This window comes from Pseudomonas sp. PDM21 (assembly GCF_014852505.2).
Taxonomy (GTDB): Bacteria; Pseudomonadota; Gammaproteobacteria; order Pseudomonadales; family Pseudomonadaceae; genus Pseudomonas.
On the sequence record NZ_CM181223.1, the window covers coordinates 3,305,293 to 3,331,052 of the forward strand.

21 protein-coding genes are annotated in these 25,760 nt (G+C 66.4%); 3 read left to right on the plus strand and 18 right to left on the minus strand.

Annotated features, from left to right (window positions below; all coding sequences use genetic code 11):
* Positions 1-117: 117 nt before the first annotated feature.
* The 7 genes from IB275_RS15315 to IB275_RS15345 form a co-directional block, all read right to left on the minus strand.
* On the minus strand, positions 118-1,011 hold the full coding sequence (locus IB275_RS15315) for an alpha/beta hydrolase (RefSeq protein ID WP_192295840.1): 894 nt from the start codon (positions 1,009-1,011) through the stop codon (positions 118-120).
* A 16-nt stretch (positions 1,012-1,027) separates the two neighbouring features.
* Positions 1,028-3,262 carry a TonB-dependent siderophore receptor gene (locus tag IB275_RS15320; RefSeq protein ID WP_192295841.1) on the minus strand — a complete coding sequence of 745 codons (2,235 nt, stop codon included), beginning with the start codon at positions 3,260-3,262 and terminating at the stop codon, positions 1,028-1,030.
* Between the two features lie 81 nt (positions 3,263-3,343).
* A complete protein-coding gene (locus IB275_RS15325; protein ID WP_192295842.1) occupies positions 3,344-4,738 on the minus strand; it encodes a HAMP domain-containing sensor histidine kinase in 1,395 nt (464 codons plus the stop codon).
* Complete coding sequence (locus IB275_RS15330) at positions 4,738-5,439, minus strand: response regulator transcription factor (RefSeq protein WP_192295843.1); 702 nt, start codon at positions 5,437-5,439, stop codon at positions 4,738-4,740. Before IB275_RS15330 ends, IB275_RS15325 begins: the two co-directional genes overlap by 1 nt.
* Before the next feature lie 96 nt (positions 5,440-5,535).
* Complete coding sequence (locus tag IB275_RS15335; protein ID WP_192295844.1) at positions 5,536-5,985, minus strand: methyltransferase family protein; 450 nt, start codon at positions 5,983-5,985, stop codon at positions 5,536-5,538.
* A 65-nt stretch (positions 5,986-6,050) separates the two neighbouring features.
* Entirely contained in the window at positions 6,051-6,701 is a 651-nt protein-coding gene (locus IB275_RS15340) for a Vgb family protein (protein ID WP_192295845.1), read from the minus strand.
* A 41-nt stretch (positions 6,702-6,742) separates the two neighbouring features.
* Entirely contained in the window at positions 6,743-7,939 is a 1,197-nt protein-coding gene (locus tag IB275_RS15345; protein ID WP_192295846.1) for a winged helix-turn-helix domain-containing protein, read from the minus strand.
* Between the two features lie 95 nt (positions 7,940-8,034).
* Between IB275_RS15345 and IB275_RS15350 the strand changes: the two genes are divergently transcribed.
* Positions 8,035-8,784, plus strand: a complete 750-nt coding sequence (locus IB275_RS15350; protein WP_192295847.1) for a DUF899 domain-containing protein — start codon at positions 8,035-8,037, stop codon at positions 8,782-8,784.
* A 3-nt stretch (positions 8,785-8,787) separates the two neighbouring features.
* On the opposite strand, the gene IB275_RS15355 is transcribed toward IB275_RS15350, so the two are convergent.
* The 7 genes from IB275_RS15355 to IB275_RS15385 form a co-directional block, all read right to left on the minus strand.
* Entirely contained in the window at positions 8,788-9,480 is a 693-nt protein-coding gene (locus tag IB275_RS15355) for an amino acid ABC transporter permease (protein WP_192295848.1), read from the minus strand.
* A 1-nt stretch (position 9,481) separates the two neighbouring features.
* Positions 9,482-10,195 carry an amino acid ABC transporter permease gene (locus IB275_RS15360; protein ID WP_192295849.1) on the minus strand — a complete coding sequence of 238 codons (714 nt, stop codon included), beginning with the start codon at positions 10,193-10,195 and terminating at the stop codon, positions 9,482-9,484.
* An 80-nt stretch (positions 10,196-10,275) separates the two neighbouring features.
* Entirely contained in the window at positions 10,276-11,082 is an 807-nt protein-coding gene (locus tag IB275_RS15365; RefSeq protein ID WP_192295850.1) for an ABC transporter substrate-binding protein, read from the minus strand.
* A gap of 249 nt (positions 11,083-11,331) precedes the next feature.
* Positions 11,332-12,261 (minus strand): sulfonate ABC transporter substrate-binding protein, encoded by a 930-nt coding sequence (locus tag IB275_RS15370; protein WP_192295851.1) that lies wholly within the window; start codon positions 12,259-12,261, stop codon positions 11,332-11,334.
* 4 nt (positions 12,262-12,265) lie between these two features.
* Positions 12,266-13,309, minus strand: a complete 1,044-nt coding sequence (gene mgrA / locus IB275_RS15375; protein ID WP_192295852.1) for an L-glyceraldehyde 3-phosphate reductase — start codon at positions 13,307-13,309, stop codon at positions 12,266-12,268.
* Between the two features lie 47 nt (positions 13,310-13,356).
* Positions 13,357-14,679, minus strand: a complete 1,323-nt coding sequence (locus tag IB275_RS15380; protein ID WP_192295853.1) for an LLM class flavin-dependent oxidoreductase — start codon at positions 14,677-14,679, stop codon at positions 13,357-13,359.
* 108 nt (positions 14,680-14,787) lie between these two features.
* Positions 14,788-17,046: a TonB-dependent receptor gene (locus IB275_RS15385; protein WP_192295854.1), complete on the minus strand. Its 2,259-nt coding sequence runs from the start codon at positions 17,044-17,046 to the stop codon at positions 14,788-14,790.
* 234 nt (positions 17,047-17,280) lie between these two features.
* Between IB275_RS15385 and IB275_RS15390 the strand changes: the two genes are divergently transcribed.
* Positions 17,281-18,321, plus strand: a complete 1,041-nt coding sequence (locus IB275_RS15390; RefSeq protein WP_192295855.1) for a LacI family DNA-binding transcriptional regulator — start codon at positions 17,281-17,283, stop codon at positions 18,319-18,321.
* A gap of 28 nt (positions 18,322-18,349) precedes the next feature.
* Here the strand turns inward: IB275_RS15390 and IB275_RS15395 are convergent, their stop codons facing one another.
* The 4 genes from IB275_RS15395 to IB275_RS15410 are packed head-to-tail and all read right to left on the minus strand — an operon-like array spanning position 18,350 to position 22,704.
* Complete coding sequence (locus IB275_RS15395; protein ID WP_192295856.1) at positions 18,350-18,991, minus strand: phosphoribosyltransferase; 642 nt, start codon at positions 18,989-18,991, stop codon at positions 18,350-18,352.
* 19 nt (positions 18,992-19,010) lie between these two features.
* The gene (locus IB275_RS15400) at positions 19,011-21,218 is read right to left on the minus strand and encodes a xanthine dehydrogenase family protein molybdopterin-binding subunit (RefSeq protein ID WP_192295857.1); all 2,208 of its coding nucleotides are present in this window, start codon (positions 21,216-21,218) and stop codon (positions 19,011-19,013) included.
* Positions 21,215-22,201 carry an FAD binding domain-containing protein gene (locus IB275_RS15405; RefSeq protein WP_192295858.1) on the minus strand — a complete coding sequence of 329 codons (987 nt, stop codon included), beginning with the start codon at positions 22,199-22,201 and terminating at the stop codon, positions 21,215-21,217. The genes IB275_RS15400 and IB275_RS15405 overlap by 4 nt, the downstream gene beginning before the upstream one ends.
* Complete coding sequence (locus tag IB275_RS15410; protein WP_192295859.1) at positions 22,198-22,704, minus strand: (2Fe-2S)-binding protein; 507 nt, start codon at positions 22,702-22,704, stop codon at positions 22,198-22,200. The genes IB275_RS15405 and IB275_RS15410 overlap by 4 nt, the downstream gene beginning before the upstream one ends.
* Positions 22,705-22,864: 160 nt before the next feature.
* On the opposite strand from IB275_RS15410, the gene IB275_RS15415 reads away from it, so the two are divergent.
* Positions 22,865-25,414 carry a bifunctional diguanylate cyclase/phosphodiesterase gene (locus tag IB275_RS15415; protein ID WP_192295860.1) on the plus strand — a complete coding sequence of 850 codons (2,550 nt, stop codon included), beginning with the start codon at positions 22,865-22,867 and terminating at the stop codon, positions 25,412-25,414.
* Positions 25,415-25,760: the final 346 nt, after the last annotated feature.

Sequence of the window (25,760 nt, forward strand, 5' to 3'; positions counted from 1 at the left end):
AGGGAGAGGGGACCGTTCGGAGCAGGATGAAGCCATCGCGTCAGCCGGCACGGACTGCTCCCTCTCCCTCTGGGAGAGGGCTGGGGTGAGGGGATTCAGCCTGCGGTGGATATCCAGTCAGTCCACGAACTTCGTCCGCAACAGGTACTTCAGCGAAGCGGCCAGCGTCTGCCCATGGCTCAGGCCGTCGAAGGCGTGGAACTGCGCCTGCATGCCGGGCGCGCTGGCGACATTTTCCACCAGCTGCTGGGCGGCGCGCGGCGCGCTGGGGGTGATGTCCTCGCGTGGCCGGAAGGGTTCTTCACCGCCGCGCATCAGCAACAGTTGTGCAGAGTGACCGGCCAGTCGCTGGGCGAAGCCGTCCTGCTCCTTGAGGATGGCGCCGTCGCCCCACCACAGCGAAGGGCTCGCCGGAGCGTAGAAGCTGAACTGCTGCGGCCGGGTGAGCAGCGCGTGGAGCGTCAGCAGGCCGCCGTACGAATGGCCCCAGAGCGTCTGTTGCGAGCGGTCGATGGGCGCCTGGGCGGCTACCGCCGGGAGCATCCGGTCGCGCATCAGATCGAGGAAGGCGTCGGCGCCGCCGCTGGGATCACCGGTGAGCGGGTCTTTTTGCTCGGCCTGTTGCGGGCGCGTCGGGGTGTAGTCGCGGGTGCGGCCACTGCGGTCGATGCGCAGCGGCGTCTGGTAGCCGACGGCGACCAGTAGCGGTGCCTTGCCACTGTTCAGGTCGGTGAGCAGTTTCTCGTCCAGCGCGCCGATGGCGGCGTTGCCGTCGAGCATCCACACCACCGGGTAGCCGGCGGCTGGGGCGGGATGGTTCGGGCGGGCGATCCACAGCTGGTAGTGACGCTGACCGTCGGCGGAGTCCAGCTTCAGCTCGCTGAAGCGGTAGGCCAGATCGCGGCGTTGCAGCAGGTGGGTGTCCATTTTCTGGTCGGGGGCAGGCGCGGCGTGCGCTGCCAGCCCCGGTACGGCGAGCGCCAGTGCCAGGGCCAGGAGGCGAATTCTCATCAGGCTTTTTCTCTAATCAGAACGACGCGGTGAGGCTGGTGTACAGCGTGCGGCCCGGTTCGTTGTAGGTGGCGGCGCCGGCACCTTCGATGCCGTTTACGCCCTGGGCGTTGCCTTCGCGGAACAGGCGCTTGTCGAAGACGTTGTCCACCCCGGCGGTGAAGCTCAGGTTCTTGGTGAACACGTAGGTGCCGCTCAGCCCGGCAATGGCGTAGGGCGAGAGCTGGTTGTTGGCGCTGCCGGTGACGCGGTCGCCGTGGTAGTCGTACTTCTTCGGCGTCTGCTTGCCGTACCAGGCAACGCTGGCCTGCAGCGACAGCGCGTCGGTGGCCTGCCAGTCGAGCATGGAGTTCAGGGTGTACTTGGGCGTCACCGAAAGTACGTCGCCGGTTTCCTTGTTCTTCGACTGCAGCATGTAGGTGAAGTTGTTGCTCCACTTCAGCTGCTCCATCAGCGGGATGGTCAGGGTGCCTTCCAGGCCCTCGACCAGCGCCTTGGGCACGTTCTCCCACTGGTAGATCGCCGCGTTGGCATAGCTGCCGGTGCCGCCACTGGCCTGATCGATGGGCGACAGGCCCGACTCGATCTTGTTCTTGTAGTCATTGCGGAAGTAGGTCAGGCCGGCGATCAGGCCGTCCTTCTGGAACTCGATACCCAGTTCCTTGTTGACGCTGGTTTCCGCCTTGAGGTCCTCGTTGCCCTGCAGGTAGCAGCTGGTGCTCTGGCCGTAGCAGCCCTGGCCACGGCTGTAGAGCAGGTAGTCGGGGTTCAGCTGGTACAGGTTCGGCGCCTTGTAGGCGCGGGCGATGCCGGCCTTCAGGGTGACGGTATCGGTCAGCGCGTGGGACAGGTTCAGCGACGGGCTGAAGTTGTCGCCGACGATGCTGTGGTGATCCCAGCGCAGGCCGGGAGTGAGCATGGTGCCGGGCATCAGCTCGATGTTGTCTTCGGCGAACAGCGAGAAGATCTGCGCCTGTGAGGTGGTGTCGCGGTCGCTGCTGGTCAGCCCCGGAACCGAACCACCTTCGCTGGTGGTCTGGGTGTTGGCGCTGGGGTCGTCGAGCTTCTGCTGAACCCATTCGCTGCCCAGGGTCAGGGTCTGATCGCGCCAGGCGTGCAGCGGCAGGTTCACTTCGCCGTGTGCGGTCAGGTCGCGCAGGGTGGCGGTGTAGAAATCGGTGTTGCTGAAGATGCCCTCGGTACCGCCGGCCAGGCCTTCGTTGATGCGGCTGTTGCGGGTCTTCTCGTACTGCAGGTAGGCCATGGAGCTGCCGAAGTCCCACTCGCCGCGATGGGTGATCGAGTAGTTCTCGCGGTACATGCGGTTGGTCTCGTGACCGAGCATGGACTTCACGTTGGCGTTGCTGTTGGTGTTCTGTGTATCGCCGGTGTAGATGTTGCCCTGGCGGCTGAAGCCGGCCTCGAAGTCCAGCGTCTGCTCGGGCGTCAGGTGCCAGCTGAGCAGGCCGTTGACGTCCTTGTTGCGCACGCCTTCGCGGCCGGCGGGGAGGGTGCCGACCTGGTTGCCGGTGCGGTTGGATTCGTGGCCGGCGTTGATGTCCCAGTCGTCCGAGTCGGTCTTGGCGACGTTGCCGTAGACGCGGTAGCTCAGGCTGTCGGTCAGTGGGCCGTTGAGGCCGAAGGTCATGCGCTGGGTGGCGCCTTCGTCGCTGTGCTGCGGGAAGTTGCTATAGACGGTGACGTCGCCGTGGGTTTCCTTGCCGGCCTGCTTGGTGATGATGTTCACCACGCCGCCCGCCGCGCCGTTGCCGTAGCGCGCCGCCGCCGGGCCACGGAGGACTTCGATGCGCTCCACCTGGTCGGCCGGCACCCAGTTGGTGTCGCCGCGTGAGTCACGCTCGCCGCGCCAGCCGTAGCGCACGGCGTTACGGCTGGAGACCGGCTTGCCATCCACCAGGATCATGGTGTTTTCCGGGCCCATGCCGCGGATGTCTATCTGGCGGTTGTTGCCACGCTGGCCGCTGGTGGAGTTACCGGTCAGGTTGACACCCGGCATGGTGCGGATGATCTGCGACAGGTCGCTGGCCGGCGGGCGCTTCTTGATGTCCTCGGCGGTGATGATCGACACGCCCGGCATCTGCTTGGCTTCCTCCGCGGCGGTGGCGACGATGGTCTCGCTGTCGAACTCGACGACATCGGAATCGGCGCTGGCGGCCTGTACGGCGAAGGACAGCAGACAGCTGGACAGCAGCAGGAAGGGCGGAAGGAACTGCATCGGACGGGACGACATCGGTGATCTCCGAAGGAGGGCGATTACTAAGAGATCACAAATGATAATGACTGCTATTTGCTAGTAAAGCGCATTAACTTTCTAAACACTTGCGACGCTTTGTTGGCCAAGTTTGCTCGAGGGTGAGAGTGCGGCGGGCAACAGCAGGTGCAAGCAAAGCCCCAAGTTGCCATTGGCCGTGCCGTTTTCCGCCCACAGCCGCCCGTCCGCCAGCTCGACACCGCGCCGGGCGATGGCCAGGCCAAGGCCGAATCCGCTGGACTCCGACGGCTGCAGCCGCTGGTAGGGCTGGAAGATGCGTTCGAGGTCTGCGTCGTCCACACCGGGGCCGTCGTCGCTGACGCACAGGTGCCAGAACGCGCCCTCGCGCCAGCCGTCCAGGCGCACGCTGCCACTGCGCGGAGAATGGCGGATGCCATTGCGCAGCAGGTTTTCGATGGCCTGGGCGAAGCTGTCCAGGTGCACCTGCACCACGCAGTCGGTGCCCAGCGAACAGGGCAGCCGCTCGGGCTCCCAGCCGCTTTCGAAGCAGGCGTCCTCGCGCAGCGCTTCCCAGACCGACAACACCAGCACCGGCTCGCGCTCCAGCTGCGGACGCTCGGTGTCCATCCAGGCGAGGTCGAGGGTGTCTTCCAGCAGGCGCTGCATGTCCTGGATCTCGCGGTCCAGGCGTTGCCGCAGCTGGTCCGCCGGCAGATCGCTGTCATGGGCAATGCGCAGGCGCGCCAGCGGCGTGCGCAGCTCGTGAGATAGCGTGCGCAGTAGCAGGCGTTGCTGCGCCAGGCTGTGCCGCAGGCGGTCAGCCATGTGGTCGAAGGCCAGCGCCAGTTCGCCCAGCTCATCGCGGCGATGGGCCAGCGGAGTGCCGAGGCCCTCGCTGTCCAAGTCGTCGGCGCGCAGGGCATCGGCGCGGGCGCGCAGGCGATTGAGCGGCAACACCAGGTGGCGATAGATCAGCAGGCCGAGGAGGGCGGCCAGCAGGGTCGGCACTACGCCGTGGCTGAACAGGTGCGTCCAGGGTGTCAGGCCGCCCGGCAGCAGGCGCTCGGGCAACTGCATGACCAGCCGGCCGCGCTCGGGATGCCGGGGGAATTCGATGCTGACATAGGGCAGCTCGTCCTGCAGGCGCCGGCTCATGGGCCAGTGCAGCATGCGCATGAAGGTCAGGTGGCTGGATTCCTCCGCCGTCAGCGGCGTGGTGCCCAGGCTCTGCAAGTGCTCGCCGATCACCGCAACCCAGGTGTCCTCGGCAGCGGAAAGCTCTTGGCGGAATCGCTCCACGCCCTCGGCGCCCTGCTGCTCCCAGACCCTTTCGGCCTGCTCGGCATAGCGCGCCAGATAGTCGCGGTCCTCGGTGCCGAGGAAATAGGTGCTGCGCTCCAGCGACAGGCCCCAGGTCCAGATCAGCCAGGTCAGCAGCAGGCAGAAGCCAACCTGCAGCGCGGCGATTTTCCACAGCAGCGGGTGACGGCGCATCAGTGACGTTCCGCGTCTACCAGGATGTAACCCTGGCCGCGCACGGCCTGGATCTGCACCTGTTGCGCACCGATGGCCGCCAGCTTGCGGCGCAGGTTGCAGACGTGCACGTCCAGCCCCCGGTCGAGCCGCGTGTAGGCTCGGTGCAGTACGCTCTGGTAGAGGAAGCTCTTGCTCAGTGCTTCGCCGGTATGGGCGTTGAGCGTCACCAGCAGGCGGTACTCGGAATGCGTAAGACCAGCGTGTTCACCGTTGCGGGTAACGTCCTGCCGTTCATCGTCGAACTGCAGCGAGCTGTGCCGTTGAGGCTCGCTCTGCGCCGTGCGCGAGCGATCCAGACTGACCCGGCGCAGCAGCGCATCGATGCGCGCATCCAGTTCCGCCAGGCTGAAGGGCTTGGGCAGGTAATCGTCGGCACCGCGGGTGAAGCCGGTGATGCGGTCCTGCTCCGCACCCAGGGCGGACATCAGCATCACCGGCGTGGTGCGCGTGCTGCGCAGTCTATCCAGCAGGGACAGGCCATCGACGCCGGGCAACATGATGTCCAGCAGGACCAGGTCGAAGTCGTTCTGGTGGACGGCCACCAGCCCCTGGTCACCGTTCGCGCAAGTAGTGACGGAAAAGCCGCGCTGACAGAAATGACGTTCGAGGTCCAGGCGAAGACGGGAATCGTCTTCCACCAGCAAGAGCGAAGGGGACACAGCAGGCCTTGATGCGAATATTTACCATTTGCAAATATCTCACCCCTTTCTGTCAGAAGGCAATGGCGATTTGCCTGACATCTGTCAGAAACAGCCTCAGACCCAGCGCCGCACTCGGCTGCAGAAAGCCTCGAACTCCGCACCGAACAGTTCGCGCAGTGCCCGCTCTTCCGGGCGAATCTGGAAGCGCCCGATGTACAGCACGAAAACCGCGACACCGAGCACCGCCAGCGCCGAACCGAGGAACACGCACCAGCCCAGCAGGACGATGGCGAAGCCCAGGTACATGGGATTGCGCGTATGCCGGTAGATACCGGCGACCACCAGCGAAGAGGCGGACTCCGGCTTCAACGGGTTGACCGTGGTGCGCGCGCGGCGAAACGACGCAACGCCGGCCAGGCAGACTGCAATCCCGGCCAGCGCCACCAGCAGGGCCAGCCACAGACGGTTGCCCAGCGGATAGATCGGGCGCACCGCCAGCCACATCAGCACGGCGGTGATGATTGCCACCAAGGGCGGGGGAATACGGTGTTCCAGCCAATCCATGCTCGGTCTCCGGGCCAGTGCGGCCATCTCCAGTGAGGTGCCCACACTAGCCCAGATCGATGCCCTTAGCGCGGCCGGCGCACTGCGCGGACCTTGCCGCTGTTGCCGCCGCCGCAATAGAAACGCTCACCGCTGTCGGCTTCCAGGCCTGAAACATGCACGCCTTCGGGCATGTCCAGCTGCTCCAGAACCGCGCCGGACTGCGGGTCGATACGGCGTAGCTCGCTGTAGGTCGATTCCGGTTCCCAGGTGCCATGCCAGAGTTGACCTTCGACCCAAGTCACCCCGGTGACGAAACGATTTGAATCAATCGTACGGAGGATTTCGCCGGTTTCCGGGTCGATCTGATGAATCTTCCGTGCGCGGTACTCGCCGACCCAGAGCGAACCTTCCGCCCATGCCATGCCGGAATCGCCGCCATTGCCCGGCGCGGGAATGGTCGAGAGGACCTTGCCGGTGGCCGGGTCGATCTTCTGGATGCGGCTTTCGGCGATCTGGTAGAGGTGCGTGCCGTCGAAGGCGGTGCCGGCGTGGGCGGGCACTTCGATGGCACGTTCCAGGCGGCCGTCCCTCGGGTCGAGGCTTTGCAGGCGCTCGCCCACGGCGAACCAGACGCGCTGGCCATCGAAGGTCAGACCGTGGACGGTGCTGACGCCGGGGAAGGGACCGTACTCCTGCAGCACCTGCGCCGGGGATTGCTTGTAGTGGGTGGTCATGATGTTGCCCTGCACGTTGTGGGTGGGAGCCTTCAGCCTATTCAGACACCGAAGGGCGCGGGGAGTAACAAGGTCGTCGCGAAACCCGGCGTCGCTGGCAGCGTCCAGCGTCGTGCTCGGCCTTGTCCAAGCGCCTGCACCCGACCGGCTTCGGCCAGGGTTTCAAGGGCACGCTGGATACTGCGCTGGCTGGTATCCAGCGCCATTGCCAGGGCCGAACTGGACCAGGCCTGGCCATCGCTGAGCAGTGCCAGCACTTTAGCGTTGGCGTCCTCCCGCGGTGGCGCAAGGACCACCGGATTGGCGGCGACCAGCCGATAACCGCGGGGCGTCGACTTAATGCCGGCCAGGGGTTGCAGCAGGCGGCGCAAGCGGCCGATTTCCACCCGCAGGCGCGCCCGGTGGGATTCGTCCGGGTGACGAGTGCGGAACACCCGGCCGATCAGCTCGGTGCGGGTCACATCGTCGGGCCAGGCTTCGGCCAGCACGCGGGCCAGGGCAAACAGCACCGGGCGGCTGTTCAGCGACAGGTCGCCGATGCGGTTGCGGCAGGCGTCCACCACCAGGGCGTCGGAGTTAAGCAGGCTTTCCACTTCATCCAGCGACAGCAGGCGCGTGTGCTGGTGGTCGACCTGCCGGGCAGCTGGCGCTTCGAGCGTGCGCGCCGCCTGGTCGATCTCAGCACGCAGGGCGGGAATGCCTGAAGTGGCGGCTGCCTCGGCAGCCTTGCGCAACGCGGTCCGGGCCTCGCCCGCTTGCAATCGGCGAACGGCGATGCCGGATGCAATCAGCCAATGCACCGCGCGCAGCGGCGCCGGTAGTGATTCCGGCTGCAGTTCGGCAAGTGCTGTATGGGCCTGATCGAGCTGGCCGATCAGCAGCACGCGGCGGATCAGCAGGTAATGGGCATGGGCAGCGTTGATCCTGTCGCCATGACTGCGCAGCACCTGTGCCGCCTGCTCCAGCGGTGCCGTCGGCCAGTTCAGCTCGCGGCTGGCCAGCGCCACTTCCGCTTCGGCCACCCGGCAGCGGGCGCGCGCCATCGGCTCGTGGGCACCGAAGGTGCGGGCGGCGCGGCGCAGCAGGGTACGTGCGCGAGGGAAATCACCCAGCTGGGCCATGGCGATACCGCGCAGGGCCAGCGCCGGCGGGTCTTCGCGCAGCGCCACGCGGTTCAGTGCGCCCAGCGGGTCGCCGGCCGCGAGGGCACAGGCTGCCGCCGTGATCAGCGAATCCATGGAAATCCTGCCAACTTTGTCACTCCCGTCGGGCACGGCCCGCTGCCTAGTCTAAGCCATGCCCACCGAGCCGCCGCTGGCGGAGGAGAACTGCCATGACTGCCCATCCCACCGCTACCCGCGAAGAATGGCTGGCCGCACGCCTGGACCTGCTGGCCGAGGAAAAGGCCCTGACCCGGCGCAGTGACGAACTGGCGCGCAAGCGCCAGGCGCTGCCCTGGGTGTTGGTCGACAAGGACTACCGCTTCGACACCGAGCAGGGCCCGGCGAGCCTTGCCGACCTCTTCGCCGGCCGTTCGCAGTTGCTGGTCTACCACTTCATGTTTGGCCCGGACTACCGCGCCGGCTGCCCGTCCTGTTCGAACATCGCCGACGGCTTCGACGGCTACGCCCCCCACCTGGCGAACCACGATGTGAGCCTGCTGGCGGTCTCCCGCGCGCCGCTGGAGAAGTTGCTGGCGTACCGCCGGCGCATGGGCTGGAGCTTCCCCTGGGCGTCATCCCACGGCAGCGGCTTCAACTACGACTTCAACGTGTCGTTCACCGAAGCGCAGCAACGTGGCGGGGAAGTCGACTACAACTTCCGCCGCGAAGGCCCCGCCGCGGGTCCGGCGCCGGCACCCGTGGTGGAAACCGCCGCCTGCTGCGGCACTGACGTGGCAACCTTCACCCGCGACCTGCCGGGGATGAGCAGCTTCGTGCGTGAAGGCAACAACATCTATCACTGTTACTCCACTTATGCCCGTGGCCTGGACTCGCTCTGGGGCCTGTTCCAGTGGCTCGACCGCGCGCCGCTGGGGCGCAACGAGCAGGGCATCTGGTGGCGCCGTCACGACGAGTACTGAGCCTCACACCGCCTTGCGGTAGTCCGGCCGCCGCTTCGCCAGCAGCACTGCCGCCAGGTCGAGCGCGGAGCACAGCAGGAAGTAGAGCAGGGCGACGAACAGGAAGACTTCCGTGGGGTGGACCATCACCCGGTTGCTCACCTGGGTGGCGACGAAGGACAGCTCGCCAACCCCGATCACGTAGGCCAGGGATGTGTCCTTGATCAGCGAGACCCACTGATTGAGGAACGACGGCAGCATGATCGGCAGTGCCTGCGGCAGAATCACCAGGGTGAGCACTTGCCATGGATGCAGGCCCAGCGCGCGGGCGGCGTCCCACTGGCCCTTGGGCAGGCTTTCGATGCCGGCGTGCACCGAGTGCGCCAGATAGGCGCCGCCGATCAGCGACAGCGCGCAGACCACCGTACCCAGCGCCGGCACGTCGAAGTGGAAGACGATGGGCAGCAGGAAGTAGGTCCAGAAGATCAGCATCAGCACCGGGATCGCGCGGAAGAAGCCGAGAAAGGCCACCAGCAGCAGGCGCGGTTTGCCGCGCAGCACTGACAAGGCAATGCCCAGCGCAAGACCGATGACCGCGGAGACGATGCCGGAGGCCAGCGCAAGCAGGATGGTCAGCGCGGCGCCGCCCAGCGGGCCGTCCGGGTAGGCGCCGACGAGGAAGTAGGCGAGGTTGTCCTGAATGACGGAGAAGTCCATGTCAGGCTCCCTGGCGGTAGCGGCGGGTTTGCTGCAGCGCCTGGCCCAGCGCCTCGATCAGCGCGATGGCGCCGATGTACAGCAGGGTGGCGATGCCGAAGGCCTGGAAGGTCTTGAAGGTCTGCGTTTCCACCTGGCGCGACGCGTAGGAAAGCTCCGCCAGCCCGATGGCCATGGCCAGCGAGGAGTTCTTCAGTGCGTTCATGTATTGCCCCATCAGCGGCGGCAGTGCGGTACGCAGCGCTTGCGGCAGGATTACCCAACGCCACACCTGGAGCGGACGCAGGCCCAACGCCATGCCGGCTTCACGCTGCTGCGCGCTGACCGAGGCGATGCCGGCGCGGAACTCCTCGGCAATGAACGCCGTGGTGTAGAGCGTCAGGCCCCAGGCAGCGGCGAGGAATTCGAACGACGGCCACGCCAGCCAGCCCAGCTCATGGGGCGTGTTCAGCCAGAACACGAAGTCCTCCGGCAGCAGTGCCGGCACGCCGAAGTACCAGAAGAACAGCTGCACAAGCAGCGGCGTATTACGCAGCAGCGCGAGGTACGCCCGCGCGGGCCACGCCAGCCAGCGCGACTTCGCCTGCCGGGCAATGGCCAGCGGCGCGCCGAGCAGGGTGGCGACCACACAGCAGAACAGGGAAATACCGAGGGTGAGCAGGAAACCGTCGAGCAGCCAGCTCAGGTAGGTCGGGGCGAGCAGTTCGCCGAACATCGTCAGAGTCCATCAGAAGGCGGGAAAGGCAACGCCCCACGGGTGTGGGGCGTGCGGTGATGCGGTGCGCGGGGCGGGGGTCAGCTCTTGTCGCCGATCTTGTACAGGCGCGCCAGGGGCGTCCTGGTGGTCGGGCCGAACCAGGTGTCGTAGATCTTCTGCGCCTGCCCGTTGGCTTCCAGCTCGGTAAGGCTCTGGTTGACGAACTCGCCCAGGGCGTTCTCACCCTTGGGAATGCCGACGCCGATCAGGTCATTGGAGATGGTGAAGGGCGGCACTTCATACTTGTCCTTGTCCGGCACGTTGGCCAGTAGGCCGATCAGCTTCGGGCCGTCCTGGGTGATGGCCTGGACCTGGCCATTGCGCAGGGCGGTGAAGGCGAAGGGCGTGTCGTCGTAGGCGATGACCTTGGCGCCGGGGAATTTCTCCCGCAGCACGCCTTCGTTGACCGTTCCCTTGTCGACGCCGACGCGCCACTGGTTCAGGTCTTCCGGCGACTTCAGGCTGCCCTTGCGCACGATGAACTGCTGTCCGGAGGCGAAATAGGGGATGCTGAAATCCACCTGTTCGGCGCGCTCGGGGGTGATGGTGAAGTTGGCCAGCACCAGGTCGACCTTGTTCGCGGTCAGCAGCGGGATGCGGTTGGCGGGGTTGGTCGGCAGGACCTGCAGCCTGACGCCGAGCTTGTCGGCCAGCGCCTTGGCGTAATCCACGTCGAGGCCTTCGATCTGCTTGCTCTTGCCATCGACGAAGCCGAACGGCGGGTTGCTGTCGAATGCGGCGACGCGCAGCACACCGGCCTTTCTGATGTCTTCCAGGCGGTCGGCGTGGGCCAGTCCGGAGAGGACGGCCAGGGCGAGGGCGGTAACGGCAGTAAGTTTCTTCATGAACATCCAGCTCCTTCTCGGGCCCCGTTCGTGCGACGGGTTTCCGTGATGATCGAGTGCGGGCCTTAGAGGGTGGGAAGGCCCGTTCCAGAGCGGCGGGGATGGCCCGCCGGCGAGGCCGAGTGTGGCAGCGCGGCGGTGGCGCGGAGAAGGAATGAATTGGTCTAGCTCATAACCGGAAGAAATATAAAGTAACCGGTTAGATAACTATTTTGCAGCAAATCACCGGCTACAACCCCGCTCCTGCAATCAGGGTGCCCAGCGCGCTGCGCTGATATCCACGGCGCGAGGCAGGATGCGCTCGGCGAGGAACAGGTCGGCGGTGTGCTGTTGCGCGGCAATATCCGCATCACCCACAGGTTGAATGGGCGAGGGCGGACGGTGCCTGAAGGTTTCCTCGATCACCGCCGGCGCCAGCCCGGTCACGCGCGCCATGATCGCCAGGCTGCCGGCTTCGTCGCTGCGGGTCAGGGCTTCGGCCTCGTTGAGAGCGTCCAGTACCTGGTGAATGAACGCCGGGTTGGCGCCCGCGTATTCCCGGCTGGACAGGTAGAACGGCCCGCTCAGGCCCACCGCCGAACCGTCCGCCAGCAAGCGCGCATGGCCGTCCAGCAGCAGCGCCGAATACCAGGGGTCCCAGATCGCCCAGGCATCCACCCGGCCGCTCTCGAACGCGGCGCGGGCATCGGCCGGCGTCAGGTACAGCGGCTGGATGTCTTTCAGGCTCAGGCCTTCCTTCTGCAGCAGGCGCAGCAGCAGGTTGTGCGAGCTGGAGCCCTTCTGGAATGCCACGCGCTTGCCCTTCAGTTCGGCGACGCTGCGGATCGGGCTGTCCCTGGGCACCACCACGGTTTCAGCCTGCGGCTTGGGCGGCTCGACCCCGACGTAGAGCAGGTCGGCTCCGGCGGCCTGGGCGAAGATCGGCGGGATGTCGCCGGTGGAGCCGATATCCAGGCTGCCGACGTTCAGCGCTTCGAGCATCTGCGGCCCGGCGGGGAATTCGATCCACTGGACCTGCGTCTGCGGGAAACGCTTCTCCAGCAGGCCGTGCTCCTTGGCCAGCACCAGGCTGACCGAGGCCTTCTGGTAGCCGATGCGCAGGTGCGCTGGGTCCTGCGCCTGGGCGGTGCCAGCCACGAGCAGCAGTAATCCGGCGAGCAGTCGATTGAGCAGTCTCACAGGCTTATTCCTTCCAGTCGTGGGAGGGTTTTTCCCAGAGGTTGATCCCGCCTTCCACGGCATGACGATCGATCTCCGCCAACTCCTCGCTGCTGAACACGAGGTTATCCAGCGCGGCGACGTTCTCGACGATCTGCTCCGGCCGGCTCGCACCAATCAGCGCAGAGGTTACACGGGCGTCGCGCAGCACCCAGGCCAGCGCCAGTTGCGCCAGGCTCTGGCCACGGCGCCGGGCGATTTCGTTCAGCGCGCGGGCGCGGCGCAGGTTGTCCTCGGACAGGTGGTCCGGCCGCAGCGAGGCACCGCCCGGCTGGTTGACCCGCGCATCGGCCGGTACGCCGTTCAGGTAACGATCGGTGAGCAGCCCCTGGGCCAGCGGTGTAAAGGCGATGACGCCCGCGCCCAGCTCGTCGGTAGCGGCCAGCAGGTCCTTTTCCACCCAGCGGTTGAACAGGTTGTAGGCCGGCTGGTGGATCAGCAGTGGCACTTTCAAGTCGTTCAGCAGCGCGGCGAGCTCGGCGGTCTTGCCGGCGGAATAGGACGAGATGCCCACGTACAGCGCCTTGCCTTGCTGCACGGCACTGGCCAGCGCGCCGGCGGTTTCCTCCAGCGGCGTGTCCGGGTCGAAACGGTGCGAGTAGAAGATGTCCACGTAGTCCACGCCCAGGCGCCTGAGACTCTGGTCGAGGCTGGAGAGCAGGTACTTGCGCGAACTGCCGCCCTGGCCGTAAGGGCCGGGCCACATGTCCCAGCCGGCCTTGGTGGAGATCACCAGCTCGTCGCGGTAGGCGGCGAAGTCTTCGCGCAGCAGGCGGCCGAAGTTGAGCTCGGCGCTGCCGTAGGGCGGGCCGTAGTTGTTGGCCAGGTCGAAGTGGTTGATGCCCAGGTCGAAGGCGGTGCGCAGCAGGGCGCGCTGGCGGTCCAGCGGCACGCTGTCGCCGAAGTTGTGCCACAGGCCCAGGGAGAGGGCGGGCAGCACCAGCCCGCTGCGGCCGACGCGGCGGTAAGGGACACGCTGGTAGCGGTCGGGATGGGCGAGGTAGGTCATGAAAACTCCTTTGCAAACGGGCCGCAGAGGGGGCGACCCGTAGATCGTCAGATCGTGTGGCGGTTGGCCGGGCGCTTGAGCCCGAGGTGCTCGCGCAGGGTGCTGCCGCTGTACTCGCGGCGGAACAGCCCGCGCCGCTGCAGTTCCGGGACGACATGGCTGGCCACGTCTTCCAGCCCGCCGGGCAGGTGCGGCACCAGGACGTTGAAGCCATCGGCGGCGCCGCCTTCGAACCAGGCCTGCAGCTCGTCGGCGATCTGCGCCGGCGTGCCGATCAGGCTGTAGTGCCCGCGTCCGCCGGCGATGCGCCGGCCCAGCTGGGCGAGCGTTAGGTTCTCGCGCCCGGCCAGTTCGGTGAGCAGCAGCTGGCGGCTGCGCTGACCGCTGTCGGTGAGCGGCAGTTCGGGCAACGGGCCATCCAGTGGGTAGGCGGAAAGATCGAAGTTGCCGAGCATGCGCGACAGCAGCGCTACGCCGACCTGCGGCTCCACAAGCTCCTGGAAGGCCTCGAACTTTTCCTGCGCCTCGGCCTGGCTCTGGCCGACCACCACGAACACGCCGGGCATGATGCGCAGGTCATCCGCCCTGCGGCCGAAGCGCGGCAGGCGACCCTTGAGGTCGTTGTAGAAATCGCGGGCGGCGGCCAGTGAGGTCTGCGCGGTGAACACCACTTCGGCGGTCTGCGCGGCCAGCTCGCGTCCGGTCTCGGAACTGCCGGCCTGGACGATCACCGGGCGGCCCTGGGGCGAGCGCGCGACGTTCAGCGGGCCCTGCACGCGGAAGTGTTCGCCCTCGTGGTGCAGCACATGCAGCTTGGCCGGGTCGTAGTACTGGCCGCTGGCCTTGTCGCGGGTGAAAGCGTCGTCTTCCCAGCTATCCCACAGGCCGGTGACCACTTCGTGGAATTCACGCGCGCGGGCATAGCGCTCGGCGTGGCCGAAGTGTTCCTGGCGGTTGAAGTTCAGCGCCTCGGCGGCCGCGTCGGAGGTCACCAGGTTCCAGCCGGCGCGGCCGTCGGAGAGATGGTCGAGCGAGGCGAACTTGCGCGCCACGTGATACGGCTCGTTGTAGCTGGTGGTCACGGTACCCACCAGGCCGATGCGCTCGGTCACCGCCGCCAGCGCCGAGAGCAGGGTCAGCGGCTCGAAGTGATCGGAGCGCGCCATGCGGCTGGCGATGTCGCCAGTGGGCGCGGCCACGCTGTCGGCAACGAAGAGCGCGTCGAATTTCGCCGCTTCGGCCACCTGCGCCAGGCGCTTGTAGAGGCGGAAGTCGAGGCCGCCGTTGGCCGGCACGTCCGGGTGGCGCCACGCCGAGACGTGGTGACCGGTGGCCATGAGAAAGGCGCCAAGGGAAAGGGTGCGTGTCATGTGAGGTTTTCCTGTGTGTCCGTCGGGAGGGACGCAAGGCGGCTTGGGTGTTGTTGTCGACGGCGCCGGGGCGAGCCGGCGCCGCGAGTTGCTCAGTCTGGGGAGCGATCAGAAGTCCTTGCGCAACTCGACGCCGAAGTAGCGGCCGTCGTCGCGCGGCACCATGCGGTAGACGTAGCTGCCGCCCGTGGCCAGCAGGGGCGAATAGGACTTGTCGGTGAGGTTCTTGCCCAGCAGGGCGACGCGCCAGCCGTCGTTGTAGTCGGCCAGGGCGATGCTGGCGCCCCACAGGCCGTAGGCGCCCTGGATGGTGTCGGGGTTCTGGCTGAGGTCGTACTGCACCTTGTCCTGCCAGCTGTAGTCCGTGCCGAGCTCCACATCCAGGCCGTTGTCCAGCGGGATGCTGTAGTCGGCGCGCACGTAGCTCTTCCAGTCCGGCGAGAAGGGCAGCGGTTTGCCGTCGACATTGCAGGCGGCCGCGGCGCCCGCCGGGCAGGCGAAGCTGTCGATGCGCGCCTTGGTGTAGGCAACGGCACCGGAGACCTTCAACTGGCGGGTGGCCTGATAGCTGAAGTCCAGCTCGGCGCCCTCGGACTTGACCTTGCCGGCGTTGATCAGGCGGGTCACCACCTGGCCTGCGACGGTGTCGTAGAAGTTCGCCTGGTAGTTGTCGTAGACGGTGTGGAATACCGCGAGGTTGGCGGTCAGGCGGTTGTCCAGCGCGGTGGCCTTAAGGCCCGCTTCCCAGGAGTTGGAGGTCTCCGGCTTGAGTGCCTCGGTATCGCGCGGCTGCATGTTGAAGAACACGTTGTAGGCCGGACCCTTGTAGCCGCGCGAGTAGGTCAGGTAGCTGGTGAGCTGGTCGCTGAGGTCGTACTGAAGGCCGAGGCGGCCGGACCAGCCGTCTTCATCGGTGGAGCCGGAGCTGGACGTGGACGGCTGGATCCCGGTCACCGCCGTGGCCGAGGTGGATCGGCGGCGATGGTCGTATTCCAGATCATCGTGGGTGTAGCGCAGGCCCGCGATGCCACGGAAGTCATCGGTGAAGTTCAGCGTGCTCTCGCCGAACACCGCGTAAGTGTCGCTGCGCGTGCTGTAGTCGGCCACGCCGGTGTTCTGCGCGGTGGTGGAGGTCACCACGCGGCGGTAGGTCTCATCGTCCACGGCGTGCATGTAGTACAGGCCGCCGACGTACTCGAGGAACTCGCCTTTGGGCGAGGCCAGGCGCAGTTCCTGGGAATACTGGTCGTAGTTCAGCTCGCCCTTGTCGTGGGAGCTGGGGATGCTCGCGGTGATCTGGGAAAGACGATCGCCATCCTGCCACTGGGTGTTGTCCCAGCCGCGCCAGGCGCTGATGGAGGTCAGGGTGTAGTCGCCCAGGTTCCAGTCCAGTTGCGCCGACAGGCCCTTGTTGGTGTCGTCGACGTGGGTGCGGTAGTCGCTGTTGATCTTGCGGTTGTCGCTGTCCGCCGTCACCGGGCGCAGGGCATTGGCGAAGGCCGCGCTCGAAGTGCTGGTGATGACTCCGCTCGGGCTGTCGTCGTTGCCCTTCATGTAGTCGGCGATCAGGGTGACCTTGAGGTCGTCGTTCGGGGTGATCTCGAACTTCGTGCGCGCGCCGGCGCGGTTGTAGCCATTTACTTCGTGGCCGTTGTAGACGTTGTCCACGTTGCCGTCGTAGCTGCCCAGCAGGGTGGTGACGCTGGCCTTGAGCTTGCCGGGGATCAGCGTGCCGCCGATACCGAAGCGGGTGCGGTTCTCGTTGCCGCCGCCAAAATGCGAGTAGTCGATGTAGCCGGTGGTTTCGTCCGGCACCTCGCGGGTGACCACGTTGAGCACGCCGGCCGACGCGTTCTTGCCGAACAGCGTGCCCTGAGGGCCGCGCAGCACTTCGATGCGCTCGACGTCGAGCAGGTCCAGGGTCGCCTGGCCGGGGCGGCCGAGTACCACGCCGTCGATCACCGTCGACACGCTCGGCTCGACGCCGGGGGAGGTGGAGATGGTGCCCACGCCGCGGACGAACAGCGAGGTGTCCTTGTTCGAGGCACCGGTGCGGAAGTTCAGGGTCGGTACCTGCTGGACAATACTCGACACGTTGTTGCGGTTGTCGCGTTCCAGTTGCTCGCCATCGATCACCGAGACGGCCACCGGCACCTTCTGCAGCGATTCTTCGCGGCGGGTCGCGGTGACGGTAACGGCTTTCAATGTCGGCGCCGAATCAGCGGACTGGTTGTCGCCATGGCTGGTTTCGGCTGCCTGCACGCTGCAGGCCAGAGCGCCGATCACGCTGGCGATGCCCAGCGCCAGTGCGCTGCGCCGGCCGGTGAATTGTGGACGGCCGAGCGTCCCCCGTTGTTGCGATTGCATAGCCACTCCTTCGTGCCCTGGTCCGCCCTCGGTTCTCTTTGCCGGGGCGCCTGTTTCTGCGGGACTGTCACGAGCGCTCGCTCGTGCGAGTGGCTGGAATCGTTGCGGACAGTTGGTGTTGTTAGCGCTAACATCGGCGAGTATCCTGAATCGCCTGATAGATCGTCAAATAATTAAAAATTAAGTTTATATTCCTGTAGTGTCGTTTTCGCACCCAGCAGCAGGAGAGCCGCGTTGGCCAACCAGACACCCCGCAAGCGCCGTGGCGCAGGACGCGTGACGCTGACTGCAGTCGCCGAGCGCGCCGGCGTTTCCGCTATCAGCGTGTCGCGCTATTTCAACCAGCCGGCGCAATTGTCGGATGACCTGCGCGAGCGGATCGGCGCTGCGGTGGAGGCGTTGGGCTACGTGCCCAACCAGGTGGCTGGCGGATTGGCTTCGGCGCGGGGCAGGGTAGTGGGGATGGTGGTGCCGAACATTTCCGGGCCGATCTTCGCCGATACCATCCAGGCCTTCAGCGACACCCTGGCGACCCACGGCTATCAGCTTTTGCTGGCCTCCAGCTACTTCTCCGAGGACAAGGAAGAAAGCGCCGTGCGCGCCTTCCTCGGCTGGAACCCGGCGGCGCTGGTGCTCACCAGCCACTTCCACAGCGCCGCCACCGAGAAGCTGATTGCCGGCGCGGACATGCCCGTCGTGGAGGTCTGGGACTATCAGCCCGCGCGCGCACCTATCCAGGTCGGGTTTTCTCATTATCAGGTCGGCGTGGATGCGGTGCGCCACCTGCACGGCAAGGGCTATCGGCGCATCGCCTTCGTGCAGAACAGCGCACCCGGCGACTTCAGTGCGCTGGACCGTCGCGACGGCTACGCTGACACCCTGCGCGAACTGGGGGGAGAGCCGTGGATGTTCGTGCCCACCGAAAGCGCGCCCTTCGAAGCCGGGCGGCAGGCCATGGAGGCGCTGATGGCGCGGGGGGCGCAGCGGCCGGAGGCGATCATCTTCGCCAACGATAACCTCGCCGCCGGCGGCCTGCTTGCCGGCCAGCGCGCCGGGCTGAGAATTCCCGAGGATTGCGCGGTGCTGGGTTTTGGCGACTACCCCTTCGCGCCGATGCTGCTGCCGAGCCTGTCCACCATCAAACCACCGGCCCGCGAGATCGGCGAGATCGCCGCGCTGCGCGTGCTGCAGTCGATTGGCGTGGTGCCGCTGGAAGGCGCGGTGGAACGGTTGAACCTGCTCAGCTGCCGGGTACTGGAACGCGAAAGCGGTTGAAAAGCACCTTGGCAGGAGCGCTTGTCCATTATTTTGCCAGCAGCTCGATCACTTCCTGATCGCTCAGCTGATGGAAGTCGCGGTAATGGTCACCCACCGCGCGGAACGGCGATGGGGTATCCAGACACACCAGCGCATCCACCTCCTCACGCAGCTTCTGCACGGTTTCCGCCGGGCCGACCGGTACGGCCAGCACCACCTTGTGCGGGTGCTGCGCACGCAGGCACTTGAGCGCGGCGCGCATGCTGCTGCCGGTAGCGAGGCCGTCGTCGACCACGATCAGGTCGCGGTCCTCCAGTTGTGCCGGGGCCTTCACGCCGCGGTAGAGCACGCGGCGACGCTCCAGTTCGCGGATCTGCTCCAGCACCTGCTGCTCGAACCACTCCGGCGGCGGGTCGAAGCGCTCGATCATCTGCTCGTCCACCACCCAGTTCGGCTCGGGGCCATCGACGATGGCGCCGAGAGCGAACTCCTCGTTGCCCGGTGCGCCGATCTTGCGCACCAGCAGCACGTCCAGCGGGGCGCCGAGGATGCGGGCGATTTCCTTGGCAACCGGCACGCCGCCACGGGGCAGGGCGAGGATCAGCGGGGCGACCAGAGGCATGTCGCGCAGGACCATCGCCAGGGCGATTCCGGCGTGACGACGGTTGGTGTAGCGCGGACTGGGCATCTGAGCCTCCTTTCGCGAGTCACAGCAGCTTGTCCAGGGTGATGGGCAGCTCGCGGATGCGTTTACCGGTTGCATGGTAGACGGCGTTGGCGACCGCTGCCGCCACGCCGACGATGCCGATCTCGCCAACGCCTTTGGAGCCCAGCGGGTTGACCACGGGGTCCGGCTCGTCGACGAACAGCACGCGGATATCGCCGATATCCGCCTGCACCGGGAGGTGGTATTCGGCGAGGTTGTGGTTCATGAAACGGCCCAGCCGGTGGTCCATCAGGCTGGCCTCGTGCAGCGCCATGCTCACGCCCCAGATCACGCCGCCGATAATCTGGCTGCGCGCGGTCTTCGGGTTGACCACCCGGCCTGCTGCGATGGCGCTGACCACCCGGCGCACGCGCACCGTACCCAGCGCCTCGTCCACCGCGACCTCGACAAACACCGCCGAGTGGGTAGCCGTGGCGTAGCGCTGACGCAGGGCAGATGGGTGAGCGGTGGCGCTGGCCCGCAGGCTGCCGTAGCGCTGGAACAGCTCAACGAAGCCCACCCGGTGTTCCGCAGTCTTCGCCTGGAGTCGGCCGTCACTGCATTGCACCTGATCGTCTGAGAAATGCTGGAAGGGGCTGGAAGGCAGCTGTCGCGCCGCATCCAGCAGGTTCTGCCGCAGTGCCAGGCAGGCTTCGCGCACCGCGCTGCCCACCGACGAGACGGTAAAGGAACCGCCTTGCAATGGGGCCTTCGGCAGGGAGGAGTCGCCCAGCACGAAGCGCACCTTTTCCGGGGGCAGGCCAAGGGCCTCGGCGGCGATCTGGGTCATGGCGGTGTAGGTGCCGGTACCGATATCGGTGGTGGCGCTGGCGACCACCACGCTGCCGTCGACTGCCAGAGCTGCGCTGGCGCTGGCGGGCATCTGCAACGCCTCCCAGACGCCGGTGGCCATGCCGAGGCCGATGCGCTGGTCGCCTTCGCGCAAGGTGCCGGGTTCGGGCATTTGCGTCGGCCAGCCGAACTGTCGCGCACCCTCGCTGTAGCAGTCGCGCAGTGCCTTGCTGGAGTATGGCTTGCCGAGATTCTGGTTGGTGTCGGTGAAGTTGATCAGGCGCAGGTGCAGCGGATTGATTCCGGCGGCCCAGGCCAGTTCGTCCATTGCGCACTCCAGCGCATGGACCCCTTCGGCAGCGCCGGGCGCGCGCATGTCCAGCGGCGTATAGACGTCCAGCGGCACCAGTCGATAAGTGAGGCGAACGTTGTCGCAGCGATAGAGCATCCCCGACCACTGCGCGACGTGGGCGGTGAACTGCTCGAAGCGCGAGGTCTGCCCCGTTACCTGATGCACCAGGCCGAGCAGTCGTCCGGTTTCGTCGGCGCCCAGTGTCAGGCGCTGCACGGTGCGCGGACGATAGCCGAAGGTGAACTGTTGCTGGCGGGTCAGCACGACACGTACCGAGCGTTTGAGCTTGATAGCTGCCATGGCCGCCAGCGGCAACTGGTACTGCGGGCGCAAGCCCGAACCGAATGCCCCACCGACGAAGGCTGCCTGCACCCGTACCCGCGAAGGCTCGAGCTTGAGAATCTGGCACAGGTAGCTCTGGCTGTTCTGCGCGCCCTGGGTCTTGTCGTGGACCAGCAGACTGCCGTCACTCTGGAAAATCACCGTGGAAGCGTGAGATTCCATGGGGTTGTGGTGCTCCACCGGCAGCTCGTACTCGGCCTCGATACGTACCGGAGCGCTGCACAACGCGCCATCGGCGTCGCCGCGCGGGCCGGGTGGTTCGGCGGGCGCGGGAATGGCCGCCGCCTGGTTCTTGCGCAGGTCGGTGGAGTGTGGCCGCGACTCGTACTCGACCCGCACCAGCGCAGCGGCGTGACGCGCGGTTTCCAGGTCATCGGCAATCACCAGTGCCACCGGCTGGCCGTTGTACAGCACGCGATCGTTGAACAGCGGGCGGAAGGACGAACCGTCGGCGGAGTCCTGGTCTTCATAGCTGTCGTCATCGGCGGCCAGCGGCGGCCGGTTCAGGTGCGTCATCACCCAGTGCACGCCGGGGATGGCGCTGGCGGCATTGCTGTCGATGGCGAGGATACGGCCAAGGGTGATGCTGCTGCTGACTACCGCACCATGCAGCAGGCCCTCGGCGCGGTACTCGGCGGCATAGCGCGCTCCGCCGGTGACTTTCAGCGGGCCGTCGATGCGGTCCAGCGGCGTACCGATGGCCGCGGGCAGTTGGCTGTTCATCGCGCACCTCCTGCCGCCTGTTGCAGCGCGCGGACGATACTGCGCCGGGCCAGTTCCACCTTGAAAGCGTTGTTGCTCAGCGGTTTGGCGTTGCGCAGAAAGTGCTCGGCGCAACGCTGGAAGTGTACCGTTTCGGGAGCGCTACCCAGCAACAGCTCTTCCGCCTCGGCATCGCGCCAGGGTTTGTGCGCCACGCCGCCCAGGGCGATGTTGACCTGGGCGATGCGCCCTCCGCCGTCGAGCAGGAGGCCGACCGCCACCGACACCAGGGCGAATGCGTAGGAAGCACGATCACGCACCTTGAGGTAGGCGCAGTGCTGCGGGAAGCCTTCGCCAGGCAGTTCGACGCCCAGCACCAGTTCGTCGTCGGCAAGGATGTTGTCCTCCTGCGGGCGGCTGCCGGGCAGGCGGTGGAACTGCTCGAAGGACAGGCGGCGTTGCGCCTGCGGGCCGCGCACGTGGACCACGGCATTCAGCGCGGCCAGTGCCACACACAGGTCGGAGGGATGCACTGCCACGCAGTACTCGCTGGCGCCGAGGATGGCGTGCTGGCGGTTCAGACCGTCCTTGGCCGGGCAGCCGCTGCCGGGCTCGCGTTTGTTGCAGGGTACGGCGCGGTCGTAGAAGTAGTGGCAGCGGGTGCGCTGCAGCAGGTTGCCGCCGGTACTGGCCATGTTGCGCAGCTGTGGTGAGGCGCCGGCAAGAATGGCGCGACTGATCAGGGGGTAGCGTTCGACAATCTGCGGGCTGGCGGCAAGGGTGGCGTTGTCCACCAGTGCGCCGACGTAGAGCCCTCCGGTCTTCGTATCACGGAGTTCGCGCAGGGGCAGGGCGTTGATGTCGATCAGTCGCTCCGGGCGTTCTACCTCTTCTTTCATCAGGTCCACCAGGTTGGTGCCTCCGGCGATGAAGCGGCTGCGCGGGCCGGCCAGCGCCACGGCCTCGTCGATGCCGGCAGGGCGGCTGTAGGCGAAGGGGCTCATAGGTCCTCCAGGCGGCTGGCGGGCAAGGCGTCCTCGATGGCGTCGAGGATGTTCGGGTAGGCGCCGCAACGGCACAGGTTGCCGCTCATGCGTTCGCGCAGTTCATCACGATCATGGGGCGCCGGCTCCCGGGCCAGGGCGACAGCCGAACAGATCTGCCCCGGCGTGCAGTAACCGCACTGCAACGCGTCGTGGCGGATGAATGCGGCCTGCATCGGATGCAGGCGTTCGCCGTGAGCCAGGCCTTCGATGGTGGTCAGCTGGTGGCCGTCGAGCATCACCGCCAGCAGCAGGCAGGCGTTCACCCGGCGGCCGTCCAGCAGCACCGTGCAGGCGCCGCACTGGCCGTGGTCGCAGCCTTTCTTGCTGCCGGTGAGTTCGAGTTGCTCGCGGAGCAAGTCGAGGGTGGTGGTCCAGGGCAGCACTTGCAGCTGCCTTTCCTCGCCGTTGAGGGTCAGGTGAATGCTCTGTGCCGCCATGGACGGCTCGCGATTCCCAGGCATGGAGCCTCCGAAGGATGGGTGGCTTGCCTGGGCTGTGAGTGAGGGGATAGCCGATGGTTCGGAAAATCCGCCTGAGTGGTCGGTGCGCCGCCGCTCCTTCGGTTTGAACATCCGCACGCCCCGTCACTCCTAGTGGTAAGTCCCCCCAGAAGAGACGCCGATGAATACCCATGTCACCCGGCTCGCCGCACCACGCGAAATATCCGCCCAGCGTACCGTCACCTGGCATCTGACGCTGTTCATCCTGATCCTGATCGGGGCGCTGGGGGTGAGCGGGGCAGTAATGGGGCACATCGCTGCGCTGCAGGATGAGATGGCCCGTGAGCAGACGCGGTTCTACGCCGGCAAGGCGCTGCAGAACCGCATCGCCGCCTCGGAATCCCTGATCCGCACCTACGCCTTCTGGAATGACGCCTACCGGTACCTCAATCCGCCGCTCAATGCTGACTGGGCCTACCGCGAGGACAACGTCGGCCCGCTGCTGTACACCGCCAACGAGTATGAGATGGTCTGTGTGCTCAACCAGGCCGGCGAGGAGTACGTAATGCGCGACGGCCAGCCGGTGCGCAGCCACTGCACCCGCGAGATGCCGGTGAACCTCGACGAGCTGCGCGATGCCGCTACAGTGGCTGCGCGGCGTGACGCAGTGGTAACGCGTTATGTGACCCTGGGCGATCAGCCAGCCATTGCCACCGCCGCACTGGTCCGCCCCACAAGAGCCAACCCGCCGCTGGACGGCCCGTTGATGATCTTCGTTGACCGGCTCACCCCCGCCAAGCTGCAGAAGATCTCGCGGGATTTCGGCCTGATCGCGCTGCAGGTGCGCGCTGACGATGTCCGGGTCAGCGACGGCAGCGCCGTCGACCTGGGTGATTCCGGTTTCGAGCTCAGCTGGCGCACCCCCACGCCCGGCAGCGACATGCTGCATCGAATGGCCGGCGTGTGGGCGGCCGTGGTGGTGCTGGTGTTCGTCTTCCTGGTCTGGCTGATCCGCGCTTCGCTGACCAACGCGCGGGTAGTCGATCACTATCAGCGCAGCCTGAAGAGCACCAATCAGGCGCTGGAAACCAGTGAGCAGCGCTTCAAGGCTGTTGCCGAGGCCAGTTCCGACTGGATATGGGAAACCGACGAGAGCTTCCGGCTGACCTATCTTTCCGCGCGCTTCGAGACACTGACCGGCTACCGCATCGACGACTGGATCGGGCGGCGGATCGATGACCTGATCACCTGCGACACGACGAGCCTGGTCGCCTGGCTGGAGAAGATTCCCCAGGAAGGCCATTCCACCACACTGACCTGCGGTTTTCGCGACGCCCACGGGCTGCGGCGCATCTGCAAGTTCACGGCGTCCGGTGCGGGCGGGCTCGGTTATCGCGGCACCAGCGCCGACATCACCCACGAGGTCGAAGCCCACGCGCGCATCCAGCACCTGTCACTGCACGACGCCCTGACCGGGCTGCCCAACCGCGCCAAGCTCGCCAGTTTCATGGATGACCTGCTGGGCAGCGGTCGCGAGGAGCAACTGGCCGTGCTGATGCTCGACCTGGACCGCTTCAAGCCCATCAACGACACGCTCGGCCACCCGGCCGGCGATGCGGTGCTGCAGATAGTCGCCGAGCGCCTGCGCGATTCGATCCGCGGCGAGGACCTGGTGGCGCGCCTGGGCGGCGACGAGTTCGTCATCGTCGACAGCCAGTCCCAGGGGCGCGATGACGCAGAGGCTTTCTGCCGGCGCCTGGTGGCCATCATCAATCAGCCCATCGAGTACAACGGCAACCTGCTGCACATCGGCACCAGCATTGGCATCGTGCTCTCGGGCGATGCCCAGGGCGACGCCCAGAACCTGCTGCGCTGCGCGGACGTGGCGATGTACGAAGCCAAGACCGCCGGGCGCAACGCCTGGCGCTTCTATTCCGAACACATGGACCTGCAACTGAAGGCGCGCAAACGCAGCGAAACCGAACTGCGTGCGGCCCTGCGCGAGGGCCAGCTGGAGCTGTACTACCAGCCACGCTACCGCATCGGTGACCTGGCCATCGTCTCCGCCGAGGCGCTGCTGCGCTGGAATCACCCCTCGCGCGGGTTGGTGGGGCCGGAGGAGTTCATCAAGCTGGCCGAGGAGAGCGACCTGATCATCGATATCGGCGAATGGGTGCTCGCGCAGGCTTGCCGCGAGGCGGCCGGTTGGCCGGGTTCGATGCTGGTGTCGGTGAACATCTCGCCCAGCCAGTTCACCCACGCCGACATCGTCAGTCAGGTAAAACGGGCGCTGGTGGACTCGGGGCTGGCCGCCGAGCGCCTGGAGCTGGAGGTCACCGAGAACACCATGCTGGGCGACGTGGAGTGCGCACTGCTGACCATGCAGGCGCTCAAGGAACTGGGCGTGAAGCTGAACATGGACGACTTCGGTACCGGCTACTCGTCCCTGGGCTACTTGCGCGCGTACCCGTTCGACAGCATCAAGATCGACCGCCGCTTCGTTGCCACCCTCGACACCACCGGCCGCGACCGTTCCATCGTCCAGGCCATCATCGGCCTGGGCAGGGCGCTGAACCTGGCGGTCACTGCGGAGGGTGTGGAAACCGAAGATCAGCTGCGCATCCTCGAAGACGAGCAATGTGGCGAAGTGCAGGGCTTTCTGTTCAGCGAAGCGGTGGACCGGAAAAGCCTGGCTCGCCTGCTGGAGAAAACCCAGGTGGCGGCAGGTTAGGTCAGCCCAGCGCCGAGCCAGCGTGCACCGGCAGGGCAAAAAGAAGGCCCCGTCGGAAAGGGGCCAGGGGAAAGTCTGGGAAGTGTCCTTACCCTAACAGCCTGGCCTGTCGTGCCAAGCAACTTGTGGCGATAGGCCGTTTCGGTTGAGGGCATATCGGGTCGGCTTCACTTGCTGCGCACTCCCTTGCATCGGGCATTCTGCATCGAGCGGATTGCCTGTTCGGGCGTTCTGCTGCTGGCGTCGTGCAATCACCTGTCAGGGCGATCAGCTCTGCGGCGCGCTTCTCGCCTCCCGCGGCAAGCAGGCGTGGAACTTGCTCGGCTACTGCATTCGTGGAGAGCCC